Genomic DNA, 21,290 nt, shown 5'->3' with positions numbered 1-21,290 from the left:
AGCCGACCGTGGTCCATGAGGCCGCCCCACCCGCCGCTGACCCACCGCCCGCCGTTTCCCCGGCATCCCCGCCCGTGGCCGAACTGCCGCCCGTCCCGTCGGTGTTCGCCCCGGTGCCCGGGTTCCGCAGTCAGAAGCGGTTCAGCAATCCCGCCGAGCCGGGAGTCTCCACCCCGCTGCCCGCGGAGTGGACCGCCCCGACGCCGCCGCACGGCCTTCCGGTGATCACCGCACCGCCGGTGCCCGCAAGCTTCTCGGGGCCCGTCGCGGGGACATTTGAGCGGCCCGCTGCCGGGTTGGTTGCGCCGCCTGCCCCCGGGCACCATGAGCGGCCCGCCGCTGGGCCCGACTTCGCCACCCCGTACCGGGATCTGTCCACCGCCGCGCTGCTCGGCCAACGCAAGAACCCGCCCACCTCGGGCTGGCGCAAGGCCCTCTACGTCGCGTCGTTCAAGCAGGTCAACGTCGGCGAGAGCCCCAAGATCACGCACCGCAACAACCTGGTGGCCGAGGTCAGTGAGCCGCTGCAGGGTTGTTACCGGATCGCGTTGATGTCCTTGAAGGGCGGCGTGGGCAAGACCACGATCACCGCGACACTGGGTGCCACGTTCGCCTCGATTCGCGGCGATCGGGTGGTAGCGGTGGATGCCAATCCGGACCGGGGCACGCTGAGCCAGAAGGTGCCGCTGGAGACGGCTGCGACAGTGCGGCATCTGCTGCGCGACGCCGAAGGCATCGAGCGCTACAGCGACGTTCGGGCCTACACGTCACAGGGGCCGAGCCGCCTGGAGGTGCTGGCTTCGGAGAGTGACCCGGCGGTGTCGGAGGCGTTCAGCTCGGACGACTATCTGCGCGCGCTGGAGGTGCTGGAGCGGTTCTACAGCCTCGTGCTCACCGACTGTGGGACGGGTTTGATGCACTCGGCGATGTCGGCAGTGCTGTCCAAGGCCGACGTGCTGGTCGTGATCAGCTCCGGTTCGGTGGACGGGGCGCGGAGCGCGTCGGCGACGCTGGACTGGCTCGACGCCCACGGACATCAGGATCTGGTGCGCAATTCCATCGCGGTGATCAACGCGGTGCGGCCGCGCTCGGGCAAGGTCGACCTGTCCAAGGTGGTGGACCACTTCTCGCGGCGCTGCCGTGCGGTGCGGCTGGTGCCGTTCGATCCGCATCTGGAGGAGGGCGCCGAGATCAGCCTGGATCGTCTCAAGCCCGGCACCCGGGAGGCGCTGATCGAGCTGGCAGCGGTGGTGGCATCCGACTTCGTGGGGGCGCGCCGATCGACGGACTCGCGCGCCTGACGCAGGCTAGCTGCGCGGATTGTCGCCGTGCCCGAGCCGACGCAGGAACTCTGGGTCGTCATCAGGGCCGATCACCCGCGTCTTGGGTTGACTGCCGGAAACCCGCGCGAGCCGCCAGCCGATGTACACCAGGCTTGCTGCGACAATGAACAGGAGTAGATACGCCACTCGAAACCTCCTTGATCCGAATATACGCGCCGTCGGTAGGCTCGGAGCGTGTCAGGAAGTGGTTCGACCTCCCGCATGGTCACCGACGTCGTGGTTTACCTCATCGCCCGGCTGGTGCTGGTCGCTGTATTGACCGGAGCGATCTACGGCGTGGGGAGTCTGGTCGTGGCGGATTTCCCGGTCGTGGTGGCGCTGTTGTTCGCCATCGTGATCGCGCTGCCCGTGGGAATATGGCTCTTCCGCCCGCTGCGTGAGCGGGCGACGGCCTCTATCGCGATGGTCGACGAGCGGCGCCGCAAGGATCGCGAGCAGCTGCAGGCCCGGTTGCGCGGCGATGAGCCGCCCGACGAGGGCTGAGGCGCCGGCGCGCGGCGCCTTTCCGGCGCAGCAACTTTCGTTTCGCCTGAGCTACCGGATGAAGGCCGAGCCCTTCTCCTGGTCCAGGTAGGTTTCGGCCTTGTTCTTGAGGAACAGCACGTACACCGCGAGTGACATGGCGATGCACACCGTGACGTAGGCGATGAACCACGGCACGAGGTCGCGGTCCTTGAGCGCCTGATAGATCACCGGCGCGGTCCCGCCGAACATCGAATTGGCCAGGGCATAGCCAACTCCCACCCCGAGCGCGCGCACATGTGAGGGGAAGAGCTCGGATTTCACCAGGGCGTTGATCGAGGTGTACCCGGTCAGGATCACGTAGCTGACGGCGACCAGGAGGAACGACAGGATCGGTGAATGTGTCTGGGGCAGATAGGTGAACAGGACGTAGGTGTAGATCACCCCGCCGATACCGAACCACACCAGCAGCGGCTTGCGGCCCACCTTGTCGCTGATCATCCCACCGATGGGTTGGATGGCCATCAGAAAGATCAACCCGATCAGGTTGATCCAGGTGGCCGTCATCGCCTGGTCTTTGTACGTCGTCTTGACGATCGCCGGGGCGTTGACGCTGTAGGCGTAGAACGCCAGGGTGCCACCCATCGTGATCAGGAAGCACAGCACCAGGGGCCTGGAGTAGCGGGTGAGCAGTTCGCGCAATGAGCCGGAGTTCGTGTCCTCGCCGGCCTTGATTGCTTCGAGTTGTTCCTCGGACAGTGATTCGTCCATGGTCCGGCGCAGCCAGAACACCACGATCGCAGCCACGCCACCGACGGCAAAGCCGATGCGCCAACCGAATTCGTGCACCTGGTCGGTGGTGAACGTGGTCAGGATGATCAGCAGGGTGAATTGTGCCAGTACGTGACCGCCGACCAGCGTCACGTACTGGAACGAGGAGAAGAAGCCGCGTCGTTCCCGCGTGGCGGCCTCGGACATGTAGGTCGCCGAGGTGCCGTACTCGCCGCCGGTCGCGAAGCCCTGCACCAGCCGGCACAGGATGAGGACGATGGGCGCTGCGACACCGATGGTTTCGCGTGAGGGTACGAACGCGATGACCAGTGAGCACAGCGCCATCAGCGAGACGCTGACGGTCAGTGCGGAGCGGCGGCCGCGGCGGTCGGCGAAGCGGCCGAAGAACCACGAGCCGATCGGGCGGGTGAGGAACGTGATCGCGAAGATCGCGTAGACGTAGACGGTGGCGTTCTTGTCGGCCTTGTCGAAGAATTGCGCTTCGAAGTATGTGGCGAACACCGTGTAGACGTAGACGTCGTACCACTCGACGAGGTTGCCCGACGATCCTCTGATGGTGTTCCAGATGGCCCGACGGGTTTCGGCGCGGCCCGACGGTGCGGGCTGGTGCGCCTCGGTCGAAGTGGTCATGCACATCCCCCAGGTGGTTGGCGTTGCAGGCCGACGGCCACGTTAGTGCACCGCGGCTGTGCCACGCGCGGTTTGCAGACCCGGGGTTCGCCGAGTTCTACGTCTGGGTCGTGGATGTCGACGTGCAACGACCCTCACGTAGAAGTCGGGGAAGAGAGCGCCTCGTTAGGCCGCCAGGAACAGGGCCGCAGAGACCGCGACCGACCACACCAGCATGGTCAGCCCGGTATCGCGCAGCACCGGGATCAGCTGGGCTCCCGTACTGCCGTCGCGTACCGGCCGCAGTGCCCGCACCGCCGGCGCCAGCGCCAGCAGGCCCACCGCACACCATGGGGTGGCCAGGATCAGCACCAGGGGCAGCACCAGGGCCACGCCCACCAGCAGTTGATACAGCAGCCGGGTGCGGGCGTCGCCGAGTCGCACTGCGAGGGTGATCTTGCCGGACTCGCTGTCGGTGGGGATGTCGCGCAGGTTGTTGGCGACCAGCACGGCCGACGACAGCGAGCCCATGGCCACCGCGGCGACCAGCCCGACCCAGTCGATGCGCAGGGCCTGGGTGTACTGCGTGCCGAGCACCGCGACCAGGCCGAAGAAGATGAACACGGCTACCTCGCCCAGGCCGAGGTAGCCGTAGGGCTTCTTGCCGCCGGTGTACAGCCAGGCGCCGGCGATGCAGACCGCGCCGACCACGATCAGCCACGGTGCACTGACCGCCGCGAGTACCAGTCCGGCCACCGCGCCGATCGCCAGGCTCACCACCGCCGCGGTCAGGACGGCCCGGGGCGAGGCCAGCTTGGACCCCACGAGACGCAGCGGGCCGGACCGCACGTCATCGGTACCGCGGATGCCGTCGGAGTAATCGTTGGCGTAGTTCACGCCGATGATCAACGCGAGTGATACGGCCAGCGCCAGCAACGCTTTCCACCACACGGCGGAGCCCATCCAGGCGGCGGCGCCGGTACCGGCGAGCACCGGGGCGACGGCGTTGGGCAGCGTGCGGGGGCGGGCGCCCTCGATCCATTGCGAGAAACTGGCCACGACCGTCATCGTATGAGCTGACCCGGTGCCATCCCGCGCGGACTCCTACACTGAGCCTCATGAAGGAGCAGCTCAGCAAGACCGAGATCGGCAAGGACGTGCTGCAGGAATCCGTCGAGGCAGTGGCCTCCACGGTCGGGCAGGTCACCTCGATCATCACCACGGCCGTCAAGGACGTCGCGACCGCCATCGGTGGCCTGGCCACCGATGTCTTCGAGATCGCCGACGGCGCCCGCAAGGCGAATGAGGATTTCGACGACTTCGACGACGACCTCGACGCAGGCGTCGGCCCGGACGTTGACGAGGGCCCGGCGGACGTCAAGGCCCCCGACGAGGCCGAATAGCACTGCATGCTCGGCGTCATCGGCGGTAGTGGGTTCTATTCGTTCTTCGGGCCCGAGGCCCGCTCCGTCACTGTGGACACCCCCTACGGTCCGCCGAGCGCGCCCATCACGGTGGGCGCGGTGGGCGGGCACGAGGTGGCCTTTCTGCCTCGGCACGGGGTCAACCACGAGTTCTCGCCGCACACGGTCCCGTACCGGGCCAATATGTGGGCGCTTCGCACGTTGGGGGTGCGACGGATCTTCGGTCCGTGTGCGGTGGGCAGTCTGACGACGCAGTTGGGTCCGGGTTCGATCGTGGTGCCCGATCAGCTGGTGGACCGCACGCGTGCCCGCGCCGACACGTACTTCGATTCCGGCGGCGTCCACGTCGGTTTCGCCGATCCGTACTGCCCGGCCTTGCGGTCCGCCGCGGCCGGGCTGCCCGGGGTGGTCGACGGCGGCACCATGGTGGTGATCCAGGGGCCGCGGTTCTCCACCAGGGCCGAGAGCCGGTGGTTCGCCGATCAGGGTTTCACCCTGGTCAACATGACGGGCTACCCCGAGGCTGTGCTGGCGCGTGAGCTTGAGATGTGTTATGCGGCAATCGCTTTGGTGACCGATCTGGATGCCGGGATCGAGGCGGGTGCCGGGGTCACGACGGTGGACGTCTTCGCCGAGTTCGAACGCAATCTGGTGCCGTTCAAGAAGCTCGTGCACGAGGCCTTGGAAGCGGTCGATACCGAGCGTGCCTGCACGCACTGCCTGGCCCACGACGGCGTGAAGTTGCCATTCGAGCTGCCGTGAGGATTCTGCTCACCGGCGCGGCGGGGTTCATCGGCACCCGCACCTGGGCCGCGTTGGAGGCCGCCGGGCATGAGGTCATCGCCGTCGACACCCTGCTGGCGGCCGCGCACGGTCCGGGCGCCGAACCCCCGCCGCGGTGTCGGGTGGCCGACGTCCGCGACCGCGATGCGCTCAAGCCACTGCTCGCCGGGGTCGATGTGGTGTGTCACCAGGCCGCGGTGGTGGGAGCCGGGGTCGACGCGGCCGACGCGCCGTCTTACGCCGGCCACAACGACTTCGGGACGGCGGTGCTGCTCGCCGAGATGTTCGCCGCGGGCTGCACGCGTCTCGTGCTGGCCTCGTCGATGGTGGTGTACGGGCAGGGCGGTTACGACTGTCCCGAGCACGGCGTCGTCGACCCGGCGCCGCGCACCCGCGCCGACCTGGACGCCGGCGTGTTCGAGCACCGCTGCCCGGTCGGCGGGGAGCAGTTGCGGTGGCGGCTCGTCGGCGAGGACGCGTCGCTGCGCCCCCGCAGTCTCTACGCCGCCAGCAAGGCCGCACAGGAGCACTACGCGTTGGCCTGGGCGGAGACCGGCGCGGGGAGTGTGATCGCGCTGCGCTATCACAACGTCTACGGCCCGAACATGCCGCGCGACACCCCGTACTCCGGGGTCGCGGCGATCTTCCGCTCACAACTCGAATCCGGAAAGCAGCCAAGGGTTTTCGAGGACGGCGGTCAGATGCGCGACTTCGTTCACGTCGACGATGTGGCGGCCGCCAATGTGGCCGCGGTCGGTGCCGGGCTCGACGGCTTCAATGCGTTCAACGTGTGCTCGGGGCGGCCCGTCTCGATCATGGAGGTGGCCACCCGGCTGTCCGAGGCCCGCGGTGCGGAGCGGCCCGTCGTCACCGGTCAGTACCGCAGCGGCGACGTCCGCCATATCGTGGCCTCGCCCGCGCGCGCCGCAGCGGTGCTGGGTTTCGAGGCGGCGATCGACCCGAGCGACGGGTTGGCCGAGTTCGCGTTCGCACCGCTGCGCGCCTGACCACGGGCCACTCTTGACACCCGTCAAGTCCGCGTGCCAATACTGACGGGGTGAAACCCGCCATCTGTGAGCAGTTCGGGATCGACTTTCCCCTCTTCGCCTTCAGTCATTGCCGCGACGTGGTGGCCGCGGTGACCAATGCCGGCGGCTTCGGTGTCCTCGGCGCGACGGCGTACACACCCGAGCAGCTGGACCGCGAGCTCACCTGGATCGACCAGCAGGTGGGCGGCAAGCCCTACGGCGCCGACATCATTGTCCCGGCGAAGTTCGAGGGCAAGGGCGAGAACTTGTCCCGCAGTCAACTCACCGACCGGATCCCCGGCGAGTATCGGGAGTTCGTCGCGAAACTGCTGGCCGATCACGGCATCGAGCCCGAGTCCGAGCAGCGCCTGGGTGGGTCCTCGCTGTCGGGCGACACCGGCCACGAGCTGCTGGACGTGGCGATGAGCCATCCGATCAAGCTCATCGCCAACGCGCTCGGGGTGCCGCCGGATTACATGATCGAGGCCGGCCGCGAGCGCGGAGTCCCGGTCGCTGCCCTGGTGGGTGCCCGCGAGCATGCCCTCAAGCAGGTGCAGGCCGGGGTGGACCTGATCGTCGCGCAGGGCACCGAGGCCGGCGGGCACTGCGGTGAGGTGTCGACGCTGGTGCTTGTTCCCGAAGTCCTCGAGACGCTGGAGCAGGCCGGCAGCGACATTCCGGTGCTTGCCGCCGGTGGCATCGTCACCGGACGGCAGATGGCGGCCGCCGTGGCGATGGGGGCGGCCGGTGCCTGGACCGGTTCGGTCTGGCTGACCACCGAAGAGGCTGAGACGGCGCCGCACACGGTGCAGAAGATGCTCGCCGCGACCTCGCGAGACACCGTGCGCTCGACCGGGCGGACCGGCAAGCCGGCCCGCCAGTTGAAATCGGAATGGACCGATGCCTGGCAGCCGAATCCCAGTGGCCACCAGACGCTTCCACTGCCGTTGCAGAACATGCTGGCCGAGCCCGTCATCCGCCGGGTGGATGTGCTTGCCGCGCAAGGGCATCCGGGCGCGCAGGCATTGGCGACGTATTTCGTGGGGCAGGGCGTCGGGCTGATGAACAAGGTGAAACCGGCGCGCGAGATCGTGCGCGAGTTCATCGAGGACTACGTGGCCGCCACCGAGCGGCTGAGCAACTCGCTGCCGGACTGACGCCTAATCGGCAGAACCGGCCGCCAGTGGCAGTCGCACCTCGAAGCGCGCCCCGGTGTCCAGGTTGCGGGCGGACAACGTGCCACCGTGCGCCTGCACCAGGCCTGCCGCGATGGTCAACCCCAGTCCGGACCCGCTCGGTAGCGACGAATCCACGCGTGGCACACGGCCGTTGGAGCCCCGGTAGGCCACGTCGAACACCCGGGGTAGGTCGGCCTCGTCGATGCCGACGCCGGTGTCATCGACGTGGGCCCATGCGCCGTCGGCATCGGAACCGAGGGACAGCGTCACGCTGCCGCCGTCCGGTGTGTGGGCGATGGCATTGGCCACCAGGTTCGACAGCACGCGGACCAGGGAACGGTCGCTGCCCAGCACCTGCACCGGTTGCGGGGGAAGTTCCGCGGTCAGCCGCACGCCCGCCCGGTCGGCCGGTATCCGGTGGGCGGCGATCACATCGGCCACCACTTCGTCGAGGGCCACCTGTTCGCGTACGGGCTGCACCGAACCGGCGTTGATCTTCGACATCTCGAACAGGTCATCGACCATCTCCGACAACCGGATTGATTCCTGCTCAATATGTTTGGCCTGCGTCCTGACCTCGTCGTCGGTGACCACACCGTCGGCGATGGCCTCGGACACCGCGCGGATACCGGCCAGCGGGGTGCGCAGGTCGTGGCTGACGAACGCCACCAGCTGGCGGCGGGAATGCTCGGCCGCCCGCTCGGAATCGCGGATCTCCTGCTCCCACACCGTGCGCCGGGCCTGGTAGCGGGCCAGCATGACGGCTGCGGGGATGGTCACCACCGACACGATCACCAGCACGACAGCGGTCTGCTCGAAGGTCTCGGTGATCATGAACCCACTGGCGCCCAGCACTCCGGTGAACGTGGCCAGCGTCGGGATCAGCACCAGCACCACCATGCTCAGCGCGAGCGACCAGGACCGGGCGAACCGGATGATGATCGCCCCGGCCACCACCACCGGCAGCGAGCAAGCCAGCGCCCAGCCGATGATCTCAGCGAGATTCTGCACCAGAACTCCACAGGTAGCCCCGTCCCCATACGGTCTGGATCCGGTGCTGATCACCGAGTTTTGACCGCAGCCGCTTGATGTGCACCGTCACGGTGGACAGGTCGCCGAAGTCCCAGTGCCAGACCCGTTTCAGCAGATCCTCGCGGGAGAACACGACGTCGTTGTTGGTCAGGAAGAACACCAGCAAATCGAACTCGCGATTGGTCAGGTTGACCGGGCGTCCGGCGAGGGTGACCGAGCGCGCCGCGGGCAAGACGTGCAGATCGTCGACGGTGAGTTCCGGAGGCGCCGGGCCGACCGGCCCCGTGCTGCGTCGCAGCACCGACCGCACCCGTAACGCCAGTTCACGAGGGCTGAACGGTTTGGTCAGGTAGTCGTCCGCGCCGGCCTCCAGGCCCGCGATGCGGTCGTCCTCCTCGCCCAGGGCGGTCAGCAGGATCACCGGCATGCTGTAGTCGCCGTCGCGCCGTAGGACACGGCACAACGACAGCCCGTCGGAGCCGGGCATCATCACGTCCAGAACCGCGACGTCGATCTGCTCGGAGTCGAGTAACCGCAGCGCTTCGGTGCCGTCGTGCGCGATCGAGACGTCCAGGCCGTCGCGTTCCAGGTAGCGCCGTACGACATCGCGCACCACGGTGTCGTCGTCGGCAATCAGTACCCGGGTCACCCTTCGAGGTTACTGCCGCGGCGCCGCGACCTGCGGCTATGTCACAGTTTCGTCATGGTTGGGCCCTGGTCAGCGAGCCGTGAGCGGCCTAGCGTCGGATCACATGACCCCTGCCGGCCACGTGACGGTGGTGCTGCCCTGCCTGGACGAGGAGCACTCGCTGCCCGGCGTGCTGGCCGCTATACCCCAGGGGTACCGGCCGCTGGTGGTCGACAACAACAGCGCCGACCGCACGGCCGAGGTGGCCCGGGCGCTCGGAGCGACAGTGGTGGTCGAGTCTCGTCCCGGGTACGGCTCGGCCGTGCACGCGGGTGTGGTCGCGGCCGCGACGCCGATCGTGGCGGTGCTGGACGCGGACGGGTCGCTCGATGCGGGGGAGCTCCCGGCGCTTGTCGCCGAACTCGACCGCGGTGCCGACCTGGTCATTGGTAGGCGCCGTCCGGTCCCCGGCCTGCGCTGGCCCTGGCATGCCCGGTTGGGTACCGCCGCGGTGTGCTGGCGGCTCCGTCGGCGGCACCGGCTGCCGGTGCACGACATCGCGCCGATGCGGGTGGCCCGCCGGGACGCGCTGATCGGGCTCGGGGTGACCGATCGCCGGTCGGGTTACCCGCTGGAGTTGCTGGTCCGCGCCGCTCAGCAAGGTTGGCGGGTGGTCGAGCGCGATGTGGCCTACGGACCCCGCACCGGCGGGCAATCCAAGGTGAGTGGATCGGTGCGGGGCAGTGTCATTGCGGCGCTGGACTTCTGGCGGGTGATCAGGTGAAACCCCTTGCGGTGCTCGTGGTTGCCAAGGCCCCGGTGCCCGGGTTGGCCAAGACCCGGCTGGCCGCGGGGGTCGGCGACCAGGCGGCCGCCGACATCGCGGCGGCGGCGCTGCTGGATACCCTCGACGCGGTGGCCGCCGCGGCGGTCTCGGCGCGAGTGGTGGCGCTGACCGGTGACCTTGGGCGGGCCCGCTGTGGCCGGGAAATCTGGGACCGCTTGGACGATTTCATCGTCGTGCCCCAGCGGGGCGCCGGCTTCGCCCAGCGACTGGCCAATGCGCACGCCGACGCCGCCACGGCGACGGGGCTGCCCGTGCTGCAGATCGGGATGGACACCCCGCAGGTGACCGCCGCGTTGCTCGACGAGTGCGGGCGGGCGTTGGCGGACGCCGATGCAGTGCTCGGGATGGCGCATGACGGCGGCTGGTGGGTGCTGGGTGTCCGAGACTGCCGCACGGCCGGGTGCCTGGCCGACGTCGAGATGTCCACGTCGCACACCGGTGTGGAAACCCTTGCCGCACTGCGCGACACCGGGGCGACGGTGGCCCTGGCCGCCGAACTGGCCGACTTCGACACGGTCGACGACATCGCCGAGGTGCGCCGGGCGTGTGCGCCGGGCAGCCGATTCGTCCGCGCGGCTGAAGGATTCTGACATGCACGGCCGGCTCTACGACCGGGCACTCGACGGGGAAAGCTGCTGGATCCGCCGCGCCGACGGCAGCCTACGTCAGCTGCCGGTATGCAGCTGGCTGGGCGGTGCGCGCGCCGACGGCCGCTTCGATCGCACGATTGTGAACCTGTGTTCGGGTCCGACGCTCGATCTCGGTTGTGGGCCGGGGCGCCTGGTCGCCGGTCTGGTGCGGCGCGGGTTGCCCGCGCTCGGTGTGGACCTGTCCCGCACGGCCGTCGAGTTGGCGCGGGGCAGTGGGGCACCGGTGTTGTGCCGCGACCTGTTCGAACCGCTGCCGGGAACCGGTCGCTGGCACAACGTGTTGTTGGCCGACGGAAACGTCGGGCTGGGCGGTGATCCGTGGCGGGTGCTGCAGCGGGCCGGTGAGCTGCTTCGGAGCGGTGGCCGCTGCCTGGTCGAATTCGACACGGTGGCAACGGGTGTCGACGCGGCGTGGGTGCGGTTGGAGACTCTGCGCAGCATCGGGCCGTGGTTCCGTTGGGCGACGGTGGGTTTGGACTGCGCGGCCCGGCTTGCCGGGGATGTCGGCCTCGGTGTGGCGGCGGTGTACCCCGTCGGTGACCGGGCGATCGCGGCACTGGAAGCGATATGAGCGGCCTGCGGTCGACCGCGGTGACCGTCCGGGTCGGAACGGCTCTGGGTATCGCGGTGGCGGTTTGCTTCGTCACCGGGCTGATCAGCCATTTCATCCAGCATCCGCAGCCGTGGTTCTTCTGGCCGACCCGGCCGGTCTGGCTGTACCGGCTCACCCAGGGGCTGCACGTGATCTCGGGTATCGCGGCGATCCCGCTGCTGGTGGTCAAGCTGTGGTCGGTTTGGCCGAAGCTGTTCGAGCGTCCGCTGATCGGCGGGCTCACCCGCCAGCTCGAGCGATTGTCGATCCTGGTGCTGGTCGGTGCGATGCTGTTCCAACTGTCCACCGGACTGATGAACATCGCACAGTGGTACGCATTCAGGTTCTTCTTCACCACCGCGCACTACGCCATGGCCTATGTGGCGGCCGGCGCTGTGCTGGTGCACCTCGCGGTGAAACTGCCGGTGATCCGCCGGGTGCTGGGCGAACCGCTCGGCGACGTGGTTACGAATCCACCGGTGGGTCCCACCCGGCGCACCGTGCTGCGTGCCACCTGGGTGGCGGTGGCGCTGGCGACGGTTGTCACCGCAGGGCAGACGGTGCCGTTCCTGCGCCGTGTTTCCGTCTTGGCGCCGCGTTCCGGGCAAGGGCCGCAAGGAGTTCCGGTGAACCGATCGGCGATCGCGGCCGGTGTGCTGCGCAGCGCGACCGCACCGGACTACCGGCTGACGGTGACCAGGGGAGAGGTCGTGCGGGCGTTCAGCCTGACAGAGTTGTCGGCACTACCGCAGACGACTCGGCGACTGCCGATCGCGTGCGTCGAAGGCTGGAGTGTCGATGCGGAGTGGACCGGGGTGGTACTGGCCGATCTGATCGCCGCGGTCGGCGGTGCGCCGGACTCCGATGTGCGGATGGTCTCGCTGGAACCGCCGGGGCCGTACTCCCGTACGGTGCTGCCCGCGCGGCATGCCCGTGACGGCGCCACGTTGATCGCGTTGCGGCTCAATGGTGCGCCTCTCGATCTGGACCACGGGTATCCGTGCCGGCTCATCGCTCCGAGCAGGCCCGGTGTGCTGCAGACGAAGTGGCTGTCCAGGATCGAGGTGATGACATGACGGCGACGCGGCTGCTGCTCGCGGTGATCGGAATCGGGCTGGCCGGCTACGGTGGGCTGCTGCTGTCGGAGAACCCGCCGGTGATCGTTGTGCGGATCCTGGTGTGGGTGGTCGTCGGGGTGGTGGTGCATGATTTCGTCTTCGCACCGTTGTGCGCCGCGGTGGGATGGGCGGGCCGTCGGCTGATCCCGGCCGGTTCCCGCTCGCCGATCGCGGTGGCCGCACTATGCAGTGTGGTGCTGGTTCTGCTGGCTGTCCCGGTGTACGGCCGGCCGGGTATGCGGCCCGACAACATGACGGTGCTCGATCGCAACTATCCACTGGGACTGGCGGTTTCACTGGCCGCGGTGTGGCTGAGCGTGCTGCTGTATCAGCTGCTGCTGCGGCGGCTACCAGTTGGTGAGGATGACGTGGTTCAGCGCCAGCGCACCGAGGACGTTGACCGCCAGCCACCAGCGCTGTGACCGAGCCGGTAGGAATGCGCCCGCCGCGGTCAGCCACACCGTGAACGGTAGCCAGATGCGTTCGGTTTCGGCCTTGCTGAGCATGCTGAGATCGGCGAACACGATCGCCACGAGCGCGGCGATCAGCACGAGGCGGAGCCCCGGCTGGCGCCGGATCGCCGCGAGATCGAACAGCCGGCCGATCCCGGCGACGCTGCCCAGGCCGATGGCACAGACCACGGAGGCCAGGTTGGCCCATGACCAGTACTGGAACGGACGGTCGGCGGCGATACCTTGCCAATAGCGTTGTTGGACCAGGGTGTAACCGTCGAACCACCAGAATCCTGCCGCCGCGAACACGGCGACCACCGCCAGCGCCGCCACCGCGGCCGGCACCATGACACGGAGGGCGGCCCGCCGGTCGGTGGCCGTCGCGAGGACGGCCAGTGCCGGCAGCGCCATGAGGGCCAGTCCGTAGTTGAGGAAGATCCCCCAGCCCAGCAGCAGGCCGGCCGCACCGGCCCACAGGATCTGACGGCGGCCCGATCCGTGCACAGAAATGGCCAGCGCCGTGATTCCCCATGCGGCCACGCCCGCGTAATACCCGTCGGCCGAGACCGCGATCCAGATGGCCGTCGGTGCCACCGCCACGAACGGCGCCACCTGCCGTGCGGTGGCCTCGTCGGTGAGGGCACGCGCCGCGATGACGATCGCCGCGGCCGCGCTGGACCCGGCGAGCAGGCACAGCAGCCCGGCCCACGCGCCGCCACCCAATCCGATACGGTCCAGCCAGACGAAGCTCAAGAGCGCGCCGGGTGGGTGCCCCGATACGTGGGTGATCCATGAATCGGGCTGGTAGTCGAGAATTCTCGAGGAGAACGTGCGGAGCGCCTCAGGAATGTCGGTGATCGTCGGAACCTGGCGCAGGTACTCGTGGCGCGCCGTGAGGCGGCCGGCGAAGCCGCGCTGCCAACCGTCGATCATGGCCAGCGAGAACGCCCAGGCGCACGATACCGCCCACGCCGTCACAGGCACGGCCCGCCATGGAATCCGTTGTGCGAGTGCGGGACCCCACCACACCGCGGCCAGCCCGATGACGATCGCCGGGATGGTTCCCCAGCCGACATGCGCATTCCACCAGCCGAAAATCGGTGCGGTGTCGGTGAAGCTGTGGATCTCCTCCGGTGTGCTGTTGATCAGCGGTGTGACGATACCCAGGTGCAGGTGGGGCACGACGAACGCCGCTACCACCAGGATCAGGCCGATGACCACCGCGACAGCGTCCCGGCGGCTGATCTGCATGCGCCAAGCCTAGGCGGGCGCCGCCGGGGCGTGTCTGACGTTTCGGTGACGTCGGGTGCGCAGCCATGGGATTCGGCCGTCGTCCGGCGCATCGTGGAACTCATGAGATCGGATCAATTCGAGACGATGAGTGCAGCGTTGCCTGAGCGCCTCACCGCCATCGGACAAGGTGTGAGCCGCTACGGGCTCGTCATCGTGCTGGCGTGGATCGGCATCGGCAAGTACGTGAAGTTCGAGGCCCGTGCCCTCATCGAGCACAGCCCCTTGATGTCGTGGATCTATCACTTCCTCAGCGCCGGAGCGGTGGGGGTGACGCTGGGGACCATGGAGATCGTTGCCGCGGTTCTGATTGCGCTGCGCCCGTGGTGGCCTCGGCTTTCCGCCGCCGGCAGCGCCCTGGCCGTGGTCTTGTTCCTCGGCACCCTGAGCTTCCTGTTCACGACGCCCGGCGTGGTGGTCAACCACGCCGGGCCGATCCCGGTGCTCGGCGCACAACCCGGTCAGTTCCTGTTGAAGGACCTGGTGCTCATCGGCGTTGCGCTCTGGACACTGGGAGAGGCGCTGGGCGCACAGCCGAATAGGGTCCGTCAGTGCCAGTCCCAGACGGACATGTCGTTGGGCGGGTAATTCATGCAGACGTCGGTGGTGTTGGCCGCGACGCCCTTGTTGTTGAAGAACAGCTTGGCCCAGTTCGGCCAGCGCCAGGCCATGTTCTCGAAGAAGGCGTTGGTGGCGGTGTTCTCGGAGTACTGGCGGCGGCCCGCGTAGTCCATCGAGAAGAACCAGTGGATCCGGTCCTGGGCGCCCTGCTGATCGGCGACCGGCTTGTTGTTGTAGTCGATCATGTAGCGCTCGTAGTACACCGGTTCGACGTCGCGGGCGGCGGCCATGATCTGCTCGGCCGTGCACGGCGTCTTGAGGATCCGGTTGGGGATCGGGTAGTCGTCGGTGGCGTCGGCGTTAGCGATGCCGGCCCCGGCCAGGCTGCCGGCGACCGCACAGGCGGCCAGGCCGGTGCGGATCAGGTTACTGACACTCTTGCGGTTCGACATGTTGCTCCAAAGTCGTTCAGTGCGCGGCTTGTTCGTAGACGAAGCGCTGATCGGGGCAGTAGTAGTTGATGGCGGTACCCAGGAACTGCCACGACTGAGCGTCGGTGCTGTCCTTGGCCAGTTGCTTCTTCACGAAACCGACCGAGTCCTGGGCATTGTGGTCGACGCCGTTGTGCAACCGCTTGCACGCCAGCTTGCCGATCCAGGCGTTGTAGTCCTTCTGCCCGTAGACGCCGTAGGTGTGCAATTCGTTGGCGAACTCCGTGTCCGGATCGGCGTAGGCCGGTGCGGACAGCGCGACACTGGTTGCGGCACAGAATGACAGGGCGATCAACATGCGTTTCATCAGACCAGGGCCTCCTCAGGCTCGCGTTGGATGGGCTTCGGCCAGGGCTGCGGTAACGGACGCTGGCGGACGTGTTGCGGCCACCAGAACCAGCGCCCGAGCAGCGTGGCGATGGACGGTGTCATCAGCGACCGGACCACCAGGGTGTCGAACAGCAGGCCCAGGCCGATCGTCGTTCCGACCTGACCGATGACGATGAGGCTGCTGACCGCCATCGATGCCATGGTGAAGGCGAAGACCAGGCCTGCCGAGGTGACCACGGCACCGGTGCCGACCATGGCACGGATGATCCCGGTCTTCAGCCCGGCGTGGATCTCTTCCTTTATTCGTGAGACGAGCAGCAGGTTGTAGTCCGCGCCGACGGCCAGCAGGACGATGACCGACATCGGCATCACCATCCAGTGCAACGGGATCCCCACGATGTGTTGCCAGAGCAGTACCGACAGACCGAAGGCCGAGGCCAGACTCAGCACTACCGTGCCGACGATCACCGCGGAGGCCACCACCGCACGGGTGAGCACCAACATGATGATGAAGATCAGGATCAGTGCCGCCGCGGCGACGATGATCAGGTCGTAGTCGGCGCCCTGCTGCATGTCGTTGTACGTCGCCGAGCTGCCGCCGAGGTAGATCTTGGATCCCTCGAGCGGGGTTCCCTTGATCGCGTCGGCCGCTGCGATCTTGAGCGGCGCGATGCGTGCGGTGCCTTCCGGAGTCAGTGGGTCACCCTGGTGAATGATGGTGAACCGCACCGCATGTCCGTCAGGCGACATGAACAGCTTGATGCCTCGCTGGAAGTCCTCGGTCTCGAATGCCTCCGGCGGCAGGTAGAACGAATCGTCGTTCTTGGCCGTATCGAATGCTTCGCTCATGGCGGTGGCGGTGTTCTGCATCGCCATCGTCTGATCCTGTTGGGCCTTCTGCACCTGATACTGGTTCAGCAGCAGCTCTTTCTGATGCTTCATCGACTGGATCTGCCGCGGCATGGTGGCGACCATCTTCGGCATCAGGTCGGCCATGCGCTGCATCTCGGGAACCAGGTCCTGGAAGTCATCCGACATCGTGTTGATGCCGTCGAGCGCGTCGAAGATCGACCGGATGGACCAGCACATCGGAATGTCGAAGCAGTGCGGTTCCCAGTAGAGGTAGTTGCGCAGCGGCCGGAACTGGTCGTCGAAGTCCGCCAGGTGATCGCGCACGTCGTTCATGTCGCTGGACGTGGTCTTCATCTTGTCGGCCATGCGCTGCGACACCGCTGCCAGATCCGTTTGGATGGACATCATTTCGGTCATCGCATCGATGCTGGTCTGCAGATCGTCGGCCTGGTCGAGCAGATTCTGCAGATTGGCCTGCGCATAGTCGTTGTTCATCAGCTGGGTCGTGCCGCTCTGGCCCAGCGTGTACGGGATCGTCGAGTGCTTGATCGGATCGCCATCGGGACGGGTGATGGTCTGCACCTGGGCGATTCCGTGCACGCTCTTGAGTGCCTTGGCGATCTTGTCGATCACCAGGAAATCGGCGGGGTTACGCAGATCGCGATCGGACTCGATCATCATCAGGTCCGGGTTCATCTTGGCCTGCGAGAAGTGCCGGAACGCGGCGTCGTATCCGACGTTCGTCCCGACGTCCTTGGGCAGGAAGATGCGGTCGTTGTAGGTGGTGTGGTAGCCCGGCAGGGCGAGCAGGCCGATCAACGCCGCGACGATGGCGCACACCAGGATTGCGCCCGGCCAGCGAACCGTGGCGGTGCCCACCCGGTGCCATCCGCGGGACTTCGAAAACCGCTTGGGCTCAAGGATCTTGCCGAATCGGCTGGCAACCGAGATGACGGCCGGCCCCAGGGTCAGGGCCATGGCGACCACCATCGTCATTCCGATCGCCAGCGGAATGCCCATGGTCTGGAAGTACGGCAGGCGGGTGAAGTGCAGGCAGAACGTCGCACCGGCGATGGTCAGGCCCGACGCGAGCACGACATGGGCCGTGCCGTGGAACATGTCGTAGTAGGCCGCTTCCTTGTCCTCGCCGGCTCTTCGTGCTTCCTGATATCGGCCGATCAGGAAGATCGCGTAGTCGGTGGCCGCGGCGATGGCCAGGGTCACCAGCATGTTGGTCGCGAACGTCGTGAGGCCGAAGAAGTTCTGATAGCCCAGTAACGCGACGAGGCCACGGGCGCCGGACAATTCGAGCACGACCATCACCAGCACGATCAGGGTGGTGATGATCGACCGGTAGACGCCAAGCAGCATCACCGCGATGACACCGAAGGTGACGAGCTCGATCAGCTCCATGCTCTCGTCACCGACGATGTTCTGATCGGTGCTGGATGCCGCGGATCCGGTGACATACGCCTTCACACCGTCGGGTGCGGGGCTGTCGGTGGCGATGCGCCGCACCGCCTCGACCGACTCGTTGGCCAGCGTCTCGCCCTGGTCACCGGCGATGTAGACCTGCACGTAAGCGGCCTTGCCGTCGCGGCTCTGCGCGCCCTTGGCGGTCAGGGTGTCGCCCCAGAAGTCCTGCACATGCTGCACGTGGGTGGTATCCGCGCGCAGGTCGCGCACCATCTTGTCGTAGAAGACGTGCGCCTCGAGGCCCAGCGGCTGGTCGCCTTCGAGCACGACCATCACCGAGCTGCTGGTGTCGTACTCCTGGAACTTCTTGCCGACCTCTTTGATCGCGATCATCGACGGCGCGTCGTTGGGACTCATCGACACCGCGCGCATCTTTCCGACGACCTCGAGCTGAGGGACGACGGTGTTGAGCAGTGCAACGATCACGATCCACGCCAGGATGATCGGCAGGGCGAACGCCCGGATGAATCGCGGGAGCCGCGGGCGCGGAGGTGCCGCGTGGCGTCCCGTTGCGATGGCGTCGGTCGGGGCGTCGTCGGTCGGCGCGCTCATGCTGCCTTCACAAAGCAGAAGGTTTGTGCGTTCACTCCAGTAGCCGTTCTCTCTTCTTTGACCGCGTCATCGACGGTGACCCGGCAACTGATGCTGTGCCCGTCGCCTTGCGCCATGATGTTGGGCTGCACCGAGGGCAACGTGGTTTGCAGTGTCAAAGTCCATGGCAGCGGCACGGTTCCGGTGCGCTGGGGTTTGCCTTCAAGGTCCATGTAGTTGATGACGGCAGTGCCGCCCGTGCCGAAGATCTCGTACTTCACGAACTTGGGGTTGAAGTCCTCGGCGTTGTCCGACGTGGTTTCGGTGATGATGACCGGATGTGCGCCGAAGACCTTGCGGACGTTCATCACGATCAGCACGCCGGCCACCATGGCGATGACGATCAGTACCGGAAGCCATATCCGTCGGATTGCCTTGGTCATCGCGCCCGCCTTGGGGATCGGGCCGCGGCTGGCGGAGCGCTGACGGCTGTCATTGTGGGCCTCCCGACGTTCGATGCGTTCGCGACGACCTGTCAGTTAGGCGGCCTACGCAGTCCGAAGGGTAAAGTTAGTCGAACAAGTGGATAGGATCAATCCACTTATGACCCCGATCACTTAAGCTGAGAGATATGACCGAGGAAACACGTCGCGTGCTGCGTAGGGACGCAGAGCGCAACCGGCAGCGGGTGCTCGATGCCGCGCGGGAGCTGTTTGCCGAAAAAGGTCTTGAGGCGACGCTCAACGACGTGGCACATCACGCCAATGTCGGGGTCGGAACGGTGTATCGACGGTTCGCCACCAAAGAGGAGCTGCTCGAGGCGATCTTCGTGGACGGTATGGATCAACTCACCGCATTGGCTGAAATTGCACTGCAGCAAGAAGATTCATGGCAGGGGTTCTCGTGGTATGTCGAGAGCATGTGCAAGATCACGGCCACCGACCGCGGGTTGAGGGAGATCGCGTTCAGCAAATGCTATGGGGGCGACCGGGTCAAGGCCTGCCAGGAGCGGCTCGTCCCGGCGTTGACCAAACTTGTCGAGCGGGCGCAGAGCGACGGCTATCTGCGTCCGGAGGTGTCGTCCACGGACATGCCGCTCTTCGGGCTGCTGGCCGGCACCGTGAGTGAATACGCCGGGCATGTCGATGCCGACCTGTGGCGCCGGTATGTGGCCATTCTTTTGGACGGCATGCGCTACCACGACGACCAGGCGCCGATTCCGGTGAAGGCGCTCGACAGCGATGAGCTCGATACGGCGATGCAGACGTGGGAACCCGCGGGGCCGCCCCGCTGACCGACGCCGGGGTTGGTACCCACGTTTCGGAAAAGCCTGTGCGGGCACAATATCGACGTGGCTATCAAAGGTGACTCAGACCAGGGCTCGGACCAATTGTTCTGCGGTGTCGATTTGGCCCGCCGCATCGAGAAGGCCGAGGCGGACCTGATCGCGGCGGCGACGCGCGCTGCCGGACACCGTGGCGCCGATGGGCTGGTCCTGCCCGTCGCCGGCGGGTACGCCTGTTTCGCCGAGGCGGAATCGCCGATGAACAAGGTGGTCGGCCTCGGCTTCGACGGGTTGCCCGATGAAGCGGTGCTGGGTGAGATCGAGCGCGCGTTCGCGGGCAGAGGCAGCTCCACGCGGGTGGAACTGTCCAACTTGGCCGACCCGGAGATCACCGAGTTGTTGTCCGGCCGCGGCTATCGCCTCGTCGAGTTCGAGAACGTGCTGGGCAGGCCGATTCACGACGAGCGCCCGCCGGCGTCAGACGTGCAGGTGCGCCGGGCCGACGATCTCGCCGCATGGGTGAACGTCGTGGTGGAGGGCTTCGCCCATCCCGATGGTGAGGGTCCCATCAGTCACGAGCAGTTCCCCGCTGACATCCTTGAGCGGGCCGAACGGGACATGGAAAAGGCCGGGGCCACCGCGTATATCGCGCTGTTGGACGGAGCGGTCGCCGGTGGCGGGATGATGCGGCTGGCCGGTGGGGTCGCTCAGCTGGCCGGGGCCGCGACGGCGCCGGCCTACCGGCGCCGCGGGGTGCAGGCCGCGCTGCTGGCGGCTCGGCTGGCCGAGGCGGCCGACGCCGGATGCGAGATCGCCGTGGTGACAACGGCGCCCGGCTCGAAGTCCCAGCACAACGTGCAGCGCCGGGGCTTCCAGCTGCTTTACACGCGGGCGGTCCTGGTGAAACCGGCTGAGGAAGTTCAGTAAAGGATCTTGCGCAGGTTGTCCTCGCTGTAATACGCGTCGAGTTCGGCCTGGCTCTGGTCGGGCTTGAACGCCTTGGCCATCTGCGCCACCGAGGGCACCGACGTCGGATTCCAGGTCTCGGGTTTCCATGTGTCGGAGCGCAGGAATGCCTTGGGGCAGTGGAAGAACACTTCTTCGACGGCGATCTCCAGCGCGAGGATCGGCCGCTTGCCGTCGACCACCATGTCCTCGAAATAGTCTGCGTCGGAGAGGATCCGGGCGGTGCCGTTGATCCGCAGGGTGTCACCGCGGCCGGGGATAACGAACACCGTGCCCACGTGCGGGCGCTGCAGCACGTTGAGGAAACCGTCGACGCGCCGGTTGCCGGGCCGCTCCGGGATCGCGATCGTGGTGTCGTCGATGATCTGGACGAAGCCCGGTGGGTCGCCCTTGGGGGAGACGTCGACGCGGCCGTGTGCATCGGTGGTCGCCACGAAGCCCAGCGGTGACTGCTTGAGCCAGACCTGCTGTGCTTCCGACAGTCGGTCCGTCACCTTCTTGGCGACGGCTGCGGTGGGTTGCCCGACGATGGCGCGCAGCTCATCCGCGGAGGTCACTTCTCGGCGCATG

Annotated in this window: 25 protein-coding genes; 14 read left to right on the top strand and 11 right to left on the bottom strand. The window is 67.2% G+C overall.

Annotated elements, in window-relative coordinates; genetic code table 11:
• Positions 1-74 precede the first annotated feature (74 nt).
• Positions 75-1,301, top strand: a complete 1,227-nt coding sequence (locus tag ACWEFV_RS23610) for a nucleotide-binding protein (RefSeq protein WP_450072080.1) — start codon at positions 75-77, stop codon at positions 1,299-1,301.
• 6 nt (positions 1,302-1,307) lie between these two features.
• On the opposite strand, the gene ACWEFV_RS23605 is transcribed toward ACWEFV_RS23610, so the two are convergent.
• The gene (locus ACWEFV_RS23605; RefSeq protein ID WP_167857985.1) at positions 1,308-1,469 is read right to left on the bottom strand and encodes a hypothetical protein; all 162 of its coding nucleotides are present in this window, start codon (positions 1,467-1,469) and stop codon (positions 1,308-1,310) included.
• Positions 1,470-1,544: 75 nt separating this feature from the next.
• On the opposite strand from ACWEFV_RS23605, the gene ACWEFV_RS23600 reads away from it, so the two are divergent.
• Entirely contained in the window at positions 1,545-1,826 is a 282-nt protein-coding gene (locus tag ACWEFV_RS23600; RefSeq protein ID WP_450072079.1) for a DUF4229 domain-containing protein, read from the top strand.
• 51 nt (positions 1,827-1,877) lie between these two features.
• On the opposite strand, the gene ACWEFV_RS23595 is transcribed toward ACWEFV_RS23600, so the two are convergent.
• Both ACWEFV_RS23595 and ACWEFV_RS23590 read right to left on the bottom strand, forming a co-directional pair.
• Positions 1,878-3,227 carry an MFS transporter gene (locus ACWEFV_RS23595; RefSeq protein WP_450071969.1) on the bottom strand — a complete coding sequence of 450 codons (1,350 nt, stop codon included), beginning with the start codon at positions 3,225-3,227 and terminating at the stop codon, positions 1,878-1,880.
• Between the two features lie 165 nt (positions 3,228-3,392).
• Positions 3,393-4,265, bottom strand: a complete 873-nt coding sequence (locus ACWEFV_RS23590) for a 1,4-dihydroxy-2-naphthoate polyprenyltransferase (RefSeq protein ID WP_450071968.1) — start codon at positions 4,263-4,265, stop codon at positions 3,393-3,395.
• Between the two features lie 59 nt (positions 4,266-4,324).
• On the opposite strand from ACWEFV_RS23590, the gene ACWEFV_RS23585 reads away from it, so the two are divergent.
• The 4 genes from ACWEFV_RS23585 to ACWEFV_RS23570 are packed head-to-tail and all read left to right on the top strand — an operon-like array spanning position 4,325 to position 7,598.
• The gene (locus ACWEFV_RS23585) at positions 4,325-4,609 is read left to right on the top strand and encodes a hypothetical protein (RefSeq protein WP_135458405.1); all 285 of its coding nucleotides are present in this window, start codon (positions 4,325-4,327) and stop codon (positions 4,607-4,609) included.
• A 6-nt stretch (positions 4,610-4,615) separates the two neighbouring features.
• Positions 4,616-5,392 (top strand): S-methyl-5'-thioadenosine phosphorylase, encoded by a 777-nt coding sequence (locus ACWEFV_RS23580; protein ID WP_450071967.1) that lies wholly within the window; start codon positions 4,616-4,618, stop codon positions 5,390-5,392.
• Positions 5,389-6,420 carry an NAD-dependent epimerase/dehydratase family protein gene (locus ACWEFV_RS23575; protein ID WP_450071966.1) on the top strand — a complete coding sequence of 344 codons (1,032 nt, stop codon included), beginning with the start codon at positions 5,389-5,391 and terminating at the stop codon, positions 6,418-6,420. Before ACWEFV_RS23580 ends, ACWEFV_RS23575 begins: the two co-directional genes overlap by 4 nt.
• 50 nt (positions 6,421-6,470) lie before the next feature.
• Positions 6,471-7,598, top strand: a complete 1,128-nt coding sequence (locus ACWEFV_RS23570) for an NAD(P)H-dependent flavin oxidoreductase (RefSeq protein ID WP_450071965.1) — start codon at positions 6,471-6,473, stop codon at positions 7,596-7,598.
• Between the two features lie 3 nt (positions 7,599-7,601).
• Here ACWEFV_RS23570 and ACWEFV_RS23565 read toward each other — a convergent pair whose 3' ends face one another.
• A complete protein-coding gene (locus ACWEFV_RS23565) occupies positions 7,602-8,630 on the bottom strand; it encodes a sensor histidine kinase (protein WP_450071964.1) in 1,029 nt (342 codons plus the stop codon).
• Positions 8,614-9,300 carry a response regulator transcription factor gene (locus tag ACWEFV_RS23560; RefSeq protein WP_450071963.1) on the bottom strand — a complete coding sequence of 229 codons (687 nt, stop codon included), beginning with the start codon at positions 9,298-9,300 and terminating at the stop codon, positions 8,614-8,616. The genes ACWEFV_RS23565 and ACWEFV_RS23560 overlap by 17 nt, the downstream gene beginning before the upstream one ends.
• A gap of 103 nt (positions 9,301-9,403) precedes the next feature.
• Here ACWEFV_RS23560 and ACWEFV_RS23555 point away from each other — a divergent pair, with 103 nt between their 5' ends.
• From ACWEFV_RS23555 to ACWEFV_RS23535, 5 genes are read left to right on the top strand one after another with little or no spacing between them, the layout of a single operon-like run.
• Entirely contained in the window at positions 9,404-10,063 is a 660-nt protein-coding gene (locus ACWEFV_RS23555; RefSeq protein WP_450071962.1) for a glycosyltransferase family 2 protein, read from the top strand.
• The gene (locus tag ACWEFV_RS23550; RefSeq protein ID WP_450071961.1) at positions 10,060-10,716 is read left to right on the top strand and encodes a TIGR04282 family arsenosugar biosynthesis glycosyltransferase; all 657 of its coding nucleotides are present in this window, start codon (positions 10,060-10,062) and stop codon (positions 10,714-10,716) included. Before ACWEFV_RS23555 ends, ACWEFV_RS23550 begins: the two co-directional genes overlap by 4 nt.
• Before the next feature lies 1 nt (position 10,717).
• Positions 10,718-11,347, top strand: coding sequence for a methyltransferase domain-containing protein (locus ACWEFV_RS23545; protein WP_450071960.1), 630 nt, complete (start codon positions 10,718-10,720; stop codon positions 11,345-11,347).
• A complete protein-coding gene (locus ACWEFV_RS23540; RefSeq protein WP_450071959.1) occupies positions 11,344-12,444 on the top strand; it encodes a molybdopterin-dependent oxidoreductase in 1,101 nt (366 codons plus the stop codon). Before ACWEFV_RS23545 ends, ACWEFV_RS23540 begins: the two co-directional genes overlap by 4 nt.
• On the top strand, positions 12,441-12,908 hold the full coding sequence (locus ACWEFV_RS23535; RefSeq protein ID WP_450071958.1) for a hypothetical protein: 468 nt from the start codon (positions 12,441-12,443) through the stop codon (positions 12,906-12,908). The genes ACWEFV_RS23540 and ACWEFV_RS23535 overlap by 4 nt, the downstream gene beginning before the upstream one ends.
• On the opposite strand, the gene ACWEFV_RS23530 is transcribed toward ACWEFV_RS23535, so the two are convergent.
• Positions 12,834-14,189 carry a hypothetical protein gene (locus ACWEFV_RS23530; RefSeq protein WP_450071957.1) on the bottom strand — a complete coding sequence of 452 codons (1,356 nt, stop codon included), beginning with the start codon at positions 14,187-14,189 and terminating at the stop codon, positions 12,834-12,836. The two genes, ACWEFV_RS23535 and ACWEFV_RS23530, sit on opposite strands and share 75 nt — an antisense overlap.
• Positions 14,190-14,291: 102 nt before the next feature.
• Here ACWEFV_RS23530 and ACWEFV_RS23525 point away from each other — a divergent pair, with 102 nt between their 5' ends.
• On the top strand, positions 14,292-14,816 hold the full coding sequence (locus tag ACWEFV_RS23525) for a YkgB family protein (RefSeq protein WP_450071956.1): 525 nt from the start codon (positions 14,292-14,294) through the stop codon (positions 14,814-14,816).
• On the opposite strand, the gene ACWEFV_RS23520 is transcribed toward ACWEFV_RS23525, so the two are convergent.
• The 4 genes from ACWEFV_RS23520 to ACWEFV_RS23505 are packed head-to-tail and all read right to left on the bottom strand — an operon-like array spanning position 14,777 to position 18,912.
• Positions 14,777-15,241: a DUF5078 domain-containing protein gene (locus tag ACWEFV_RS23520; protein WP_450071955.1), complete on the bottom strand. Its 465-nt coding sequence runs from the start codon at positions 15,239-15,241 to the stop codon at positions 14,777-14,779. The genes ACWEFV_RS23525 and ACWEFV_RS23520 overlap by 40 nt on opposite strands.
• Before the next feature lie 16 nt (positions 15,242-15,257).
• On the bottom strand, positions 15,258-15,587 hold the full coding sequence (locus ACWEFV_RS23515; RefSeq protein WP_450071954.1) for a DUF732 domain-containing protein: 330 nt from the start codon (positions 15,585-15,587) through the stop codon (positions 15,258-15,260).
• Positions 15,587-18,490 carry an MMPL/RND family transporter gene (locus ACWEFV_RS23510; protein ID WP_450071953.1) on the bottom strand — a complete coding sequence of 968 codons (2,904 nt, stop codon included), beginning with the start codon at positions 18,488-18,490 and terminating at the stop codon, positions 15,587-15,589. The genes ACWEFV_RS23515 and ACWEFV_RS23510 overlap by 1 nt, the downstream gene beginning before the upstream one ends.
• On the bottom strand, positions 18,487-18,912 hold the full coding sequence (locus ACWEFV_RS23505) for an MmpS family transport accessory protein (protein ID WP_135458376.1): 426 nt from the start codon (positions 18,910-18,912) through the stop codon (positions 18,487-18,489). Before ACWEFV_RS23505 ends, ACWEFV_RS23510 begins: the two co-directional genes overlap by 4 nt.
• A gap of 188 nt (positions 18,913-19,100) precedes the next feature.
• Between ACWEFV_RS23505 and ACWEFV_RS23500 the strand changes: the two genes are divergently transcribed.
• Complete coding sequence (locus ACWEFV_RS23500; protein WP_135458374.1) at positions 19,101-19,763, top strand: TetR/AcrR family transcriptional regulator; 663 nt, start codon at positions 19,101-19,103, stop codon at positions 19,761-19,763.
• Between the two features lie 57 nt (positions 19,764-19,820).
• Positions 19,821-20,681 (top strand): GNAT family N-acetyltransferase, encoded by an 861-nt coding sequence (locus ACWEFV_RS23495; RefSeq protein ID WP_450071952.1) that lies wholly within the window; start codon positions 19,821-19,823, stop codon positions 20,679-20,681.
• On the opposite strand, the gene ACWEFV_RS23490 is transcribed toward ACWEFV_RS23495, so the two are convergent.
• Positions 20,675-21,289: a pyridoxamine 5'-phosphate oxidase family protein gene (locus tag ACWEFV_RS23490; RefSeq protein ID WP_135458370.1), complete on the bottom strand. Its 615-nt coding sequence runs from the start codon at positions 21,287-21,289 to the stop codon at positions 20,675-20,677. The two genes, ACWEFV_RS23495 and ACWEFV_RS23490, sit on opposite strands and share 7 nt — an antisense overlap.
• Between the last annotated feature and the right edge of the window lies 1 nt (position 21,290).

This window comes from Mycobacterium sp. NPDC004974 (assembly GCF_053600815.1).
The sequence above is the reverse complement of the archived record's forward strand: the minus strand, read 5'-3'. Positions and strand labels throughout refer to the sequence as shown.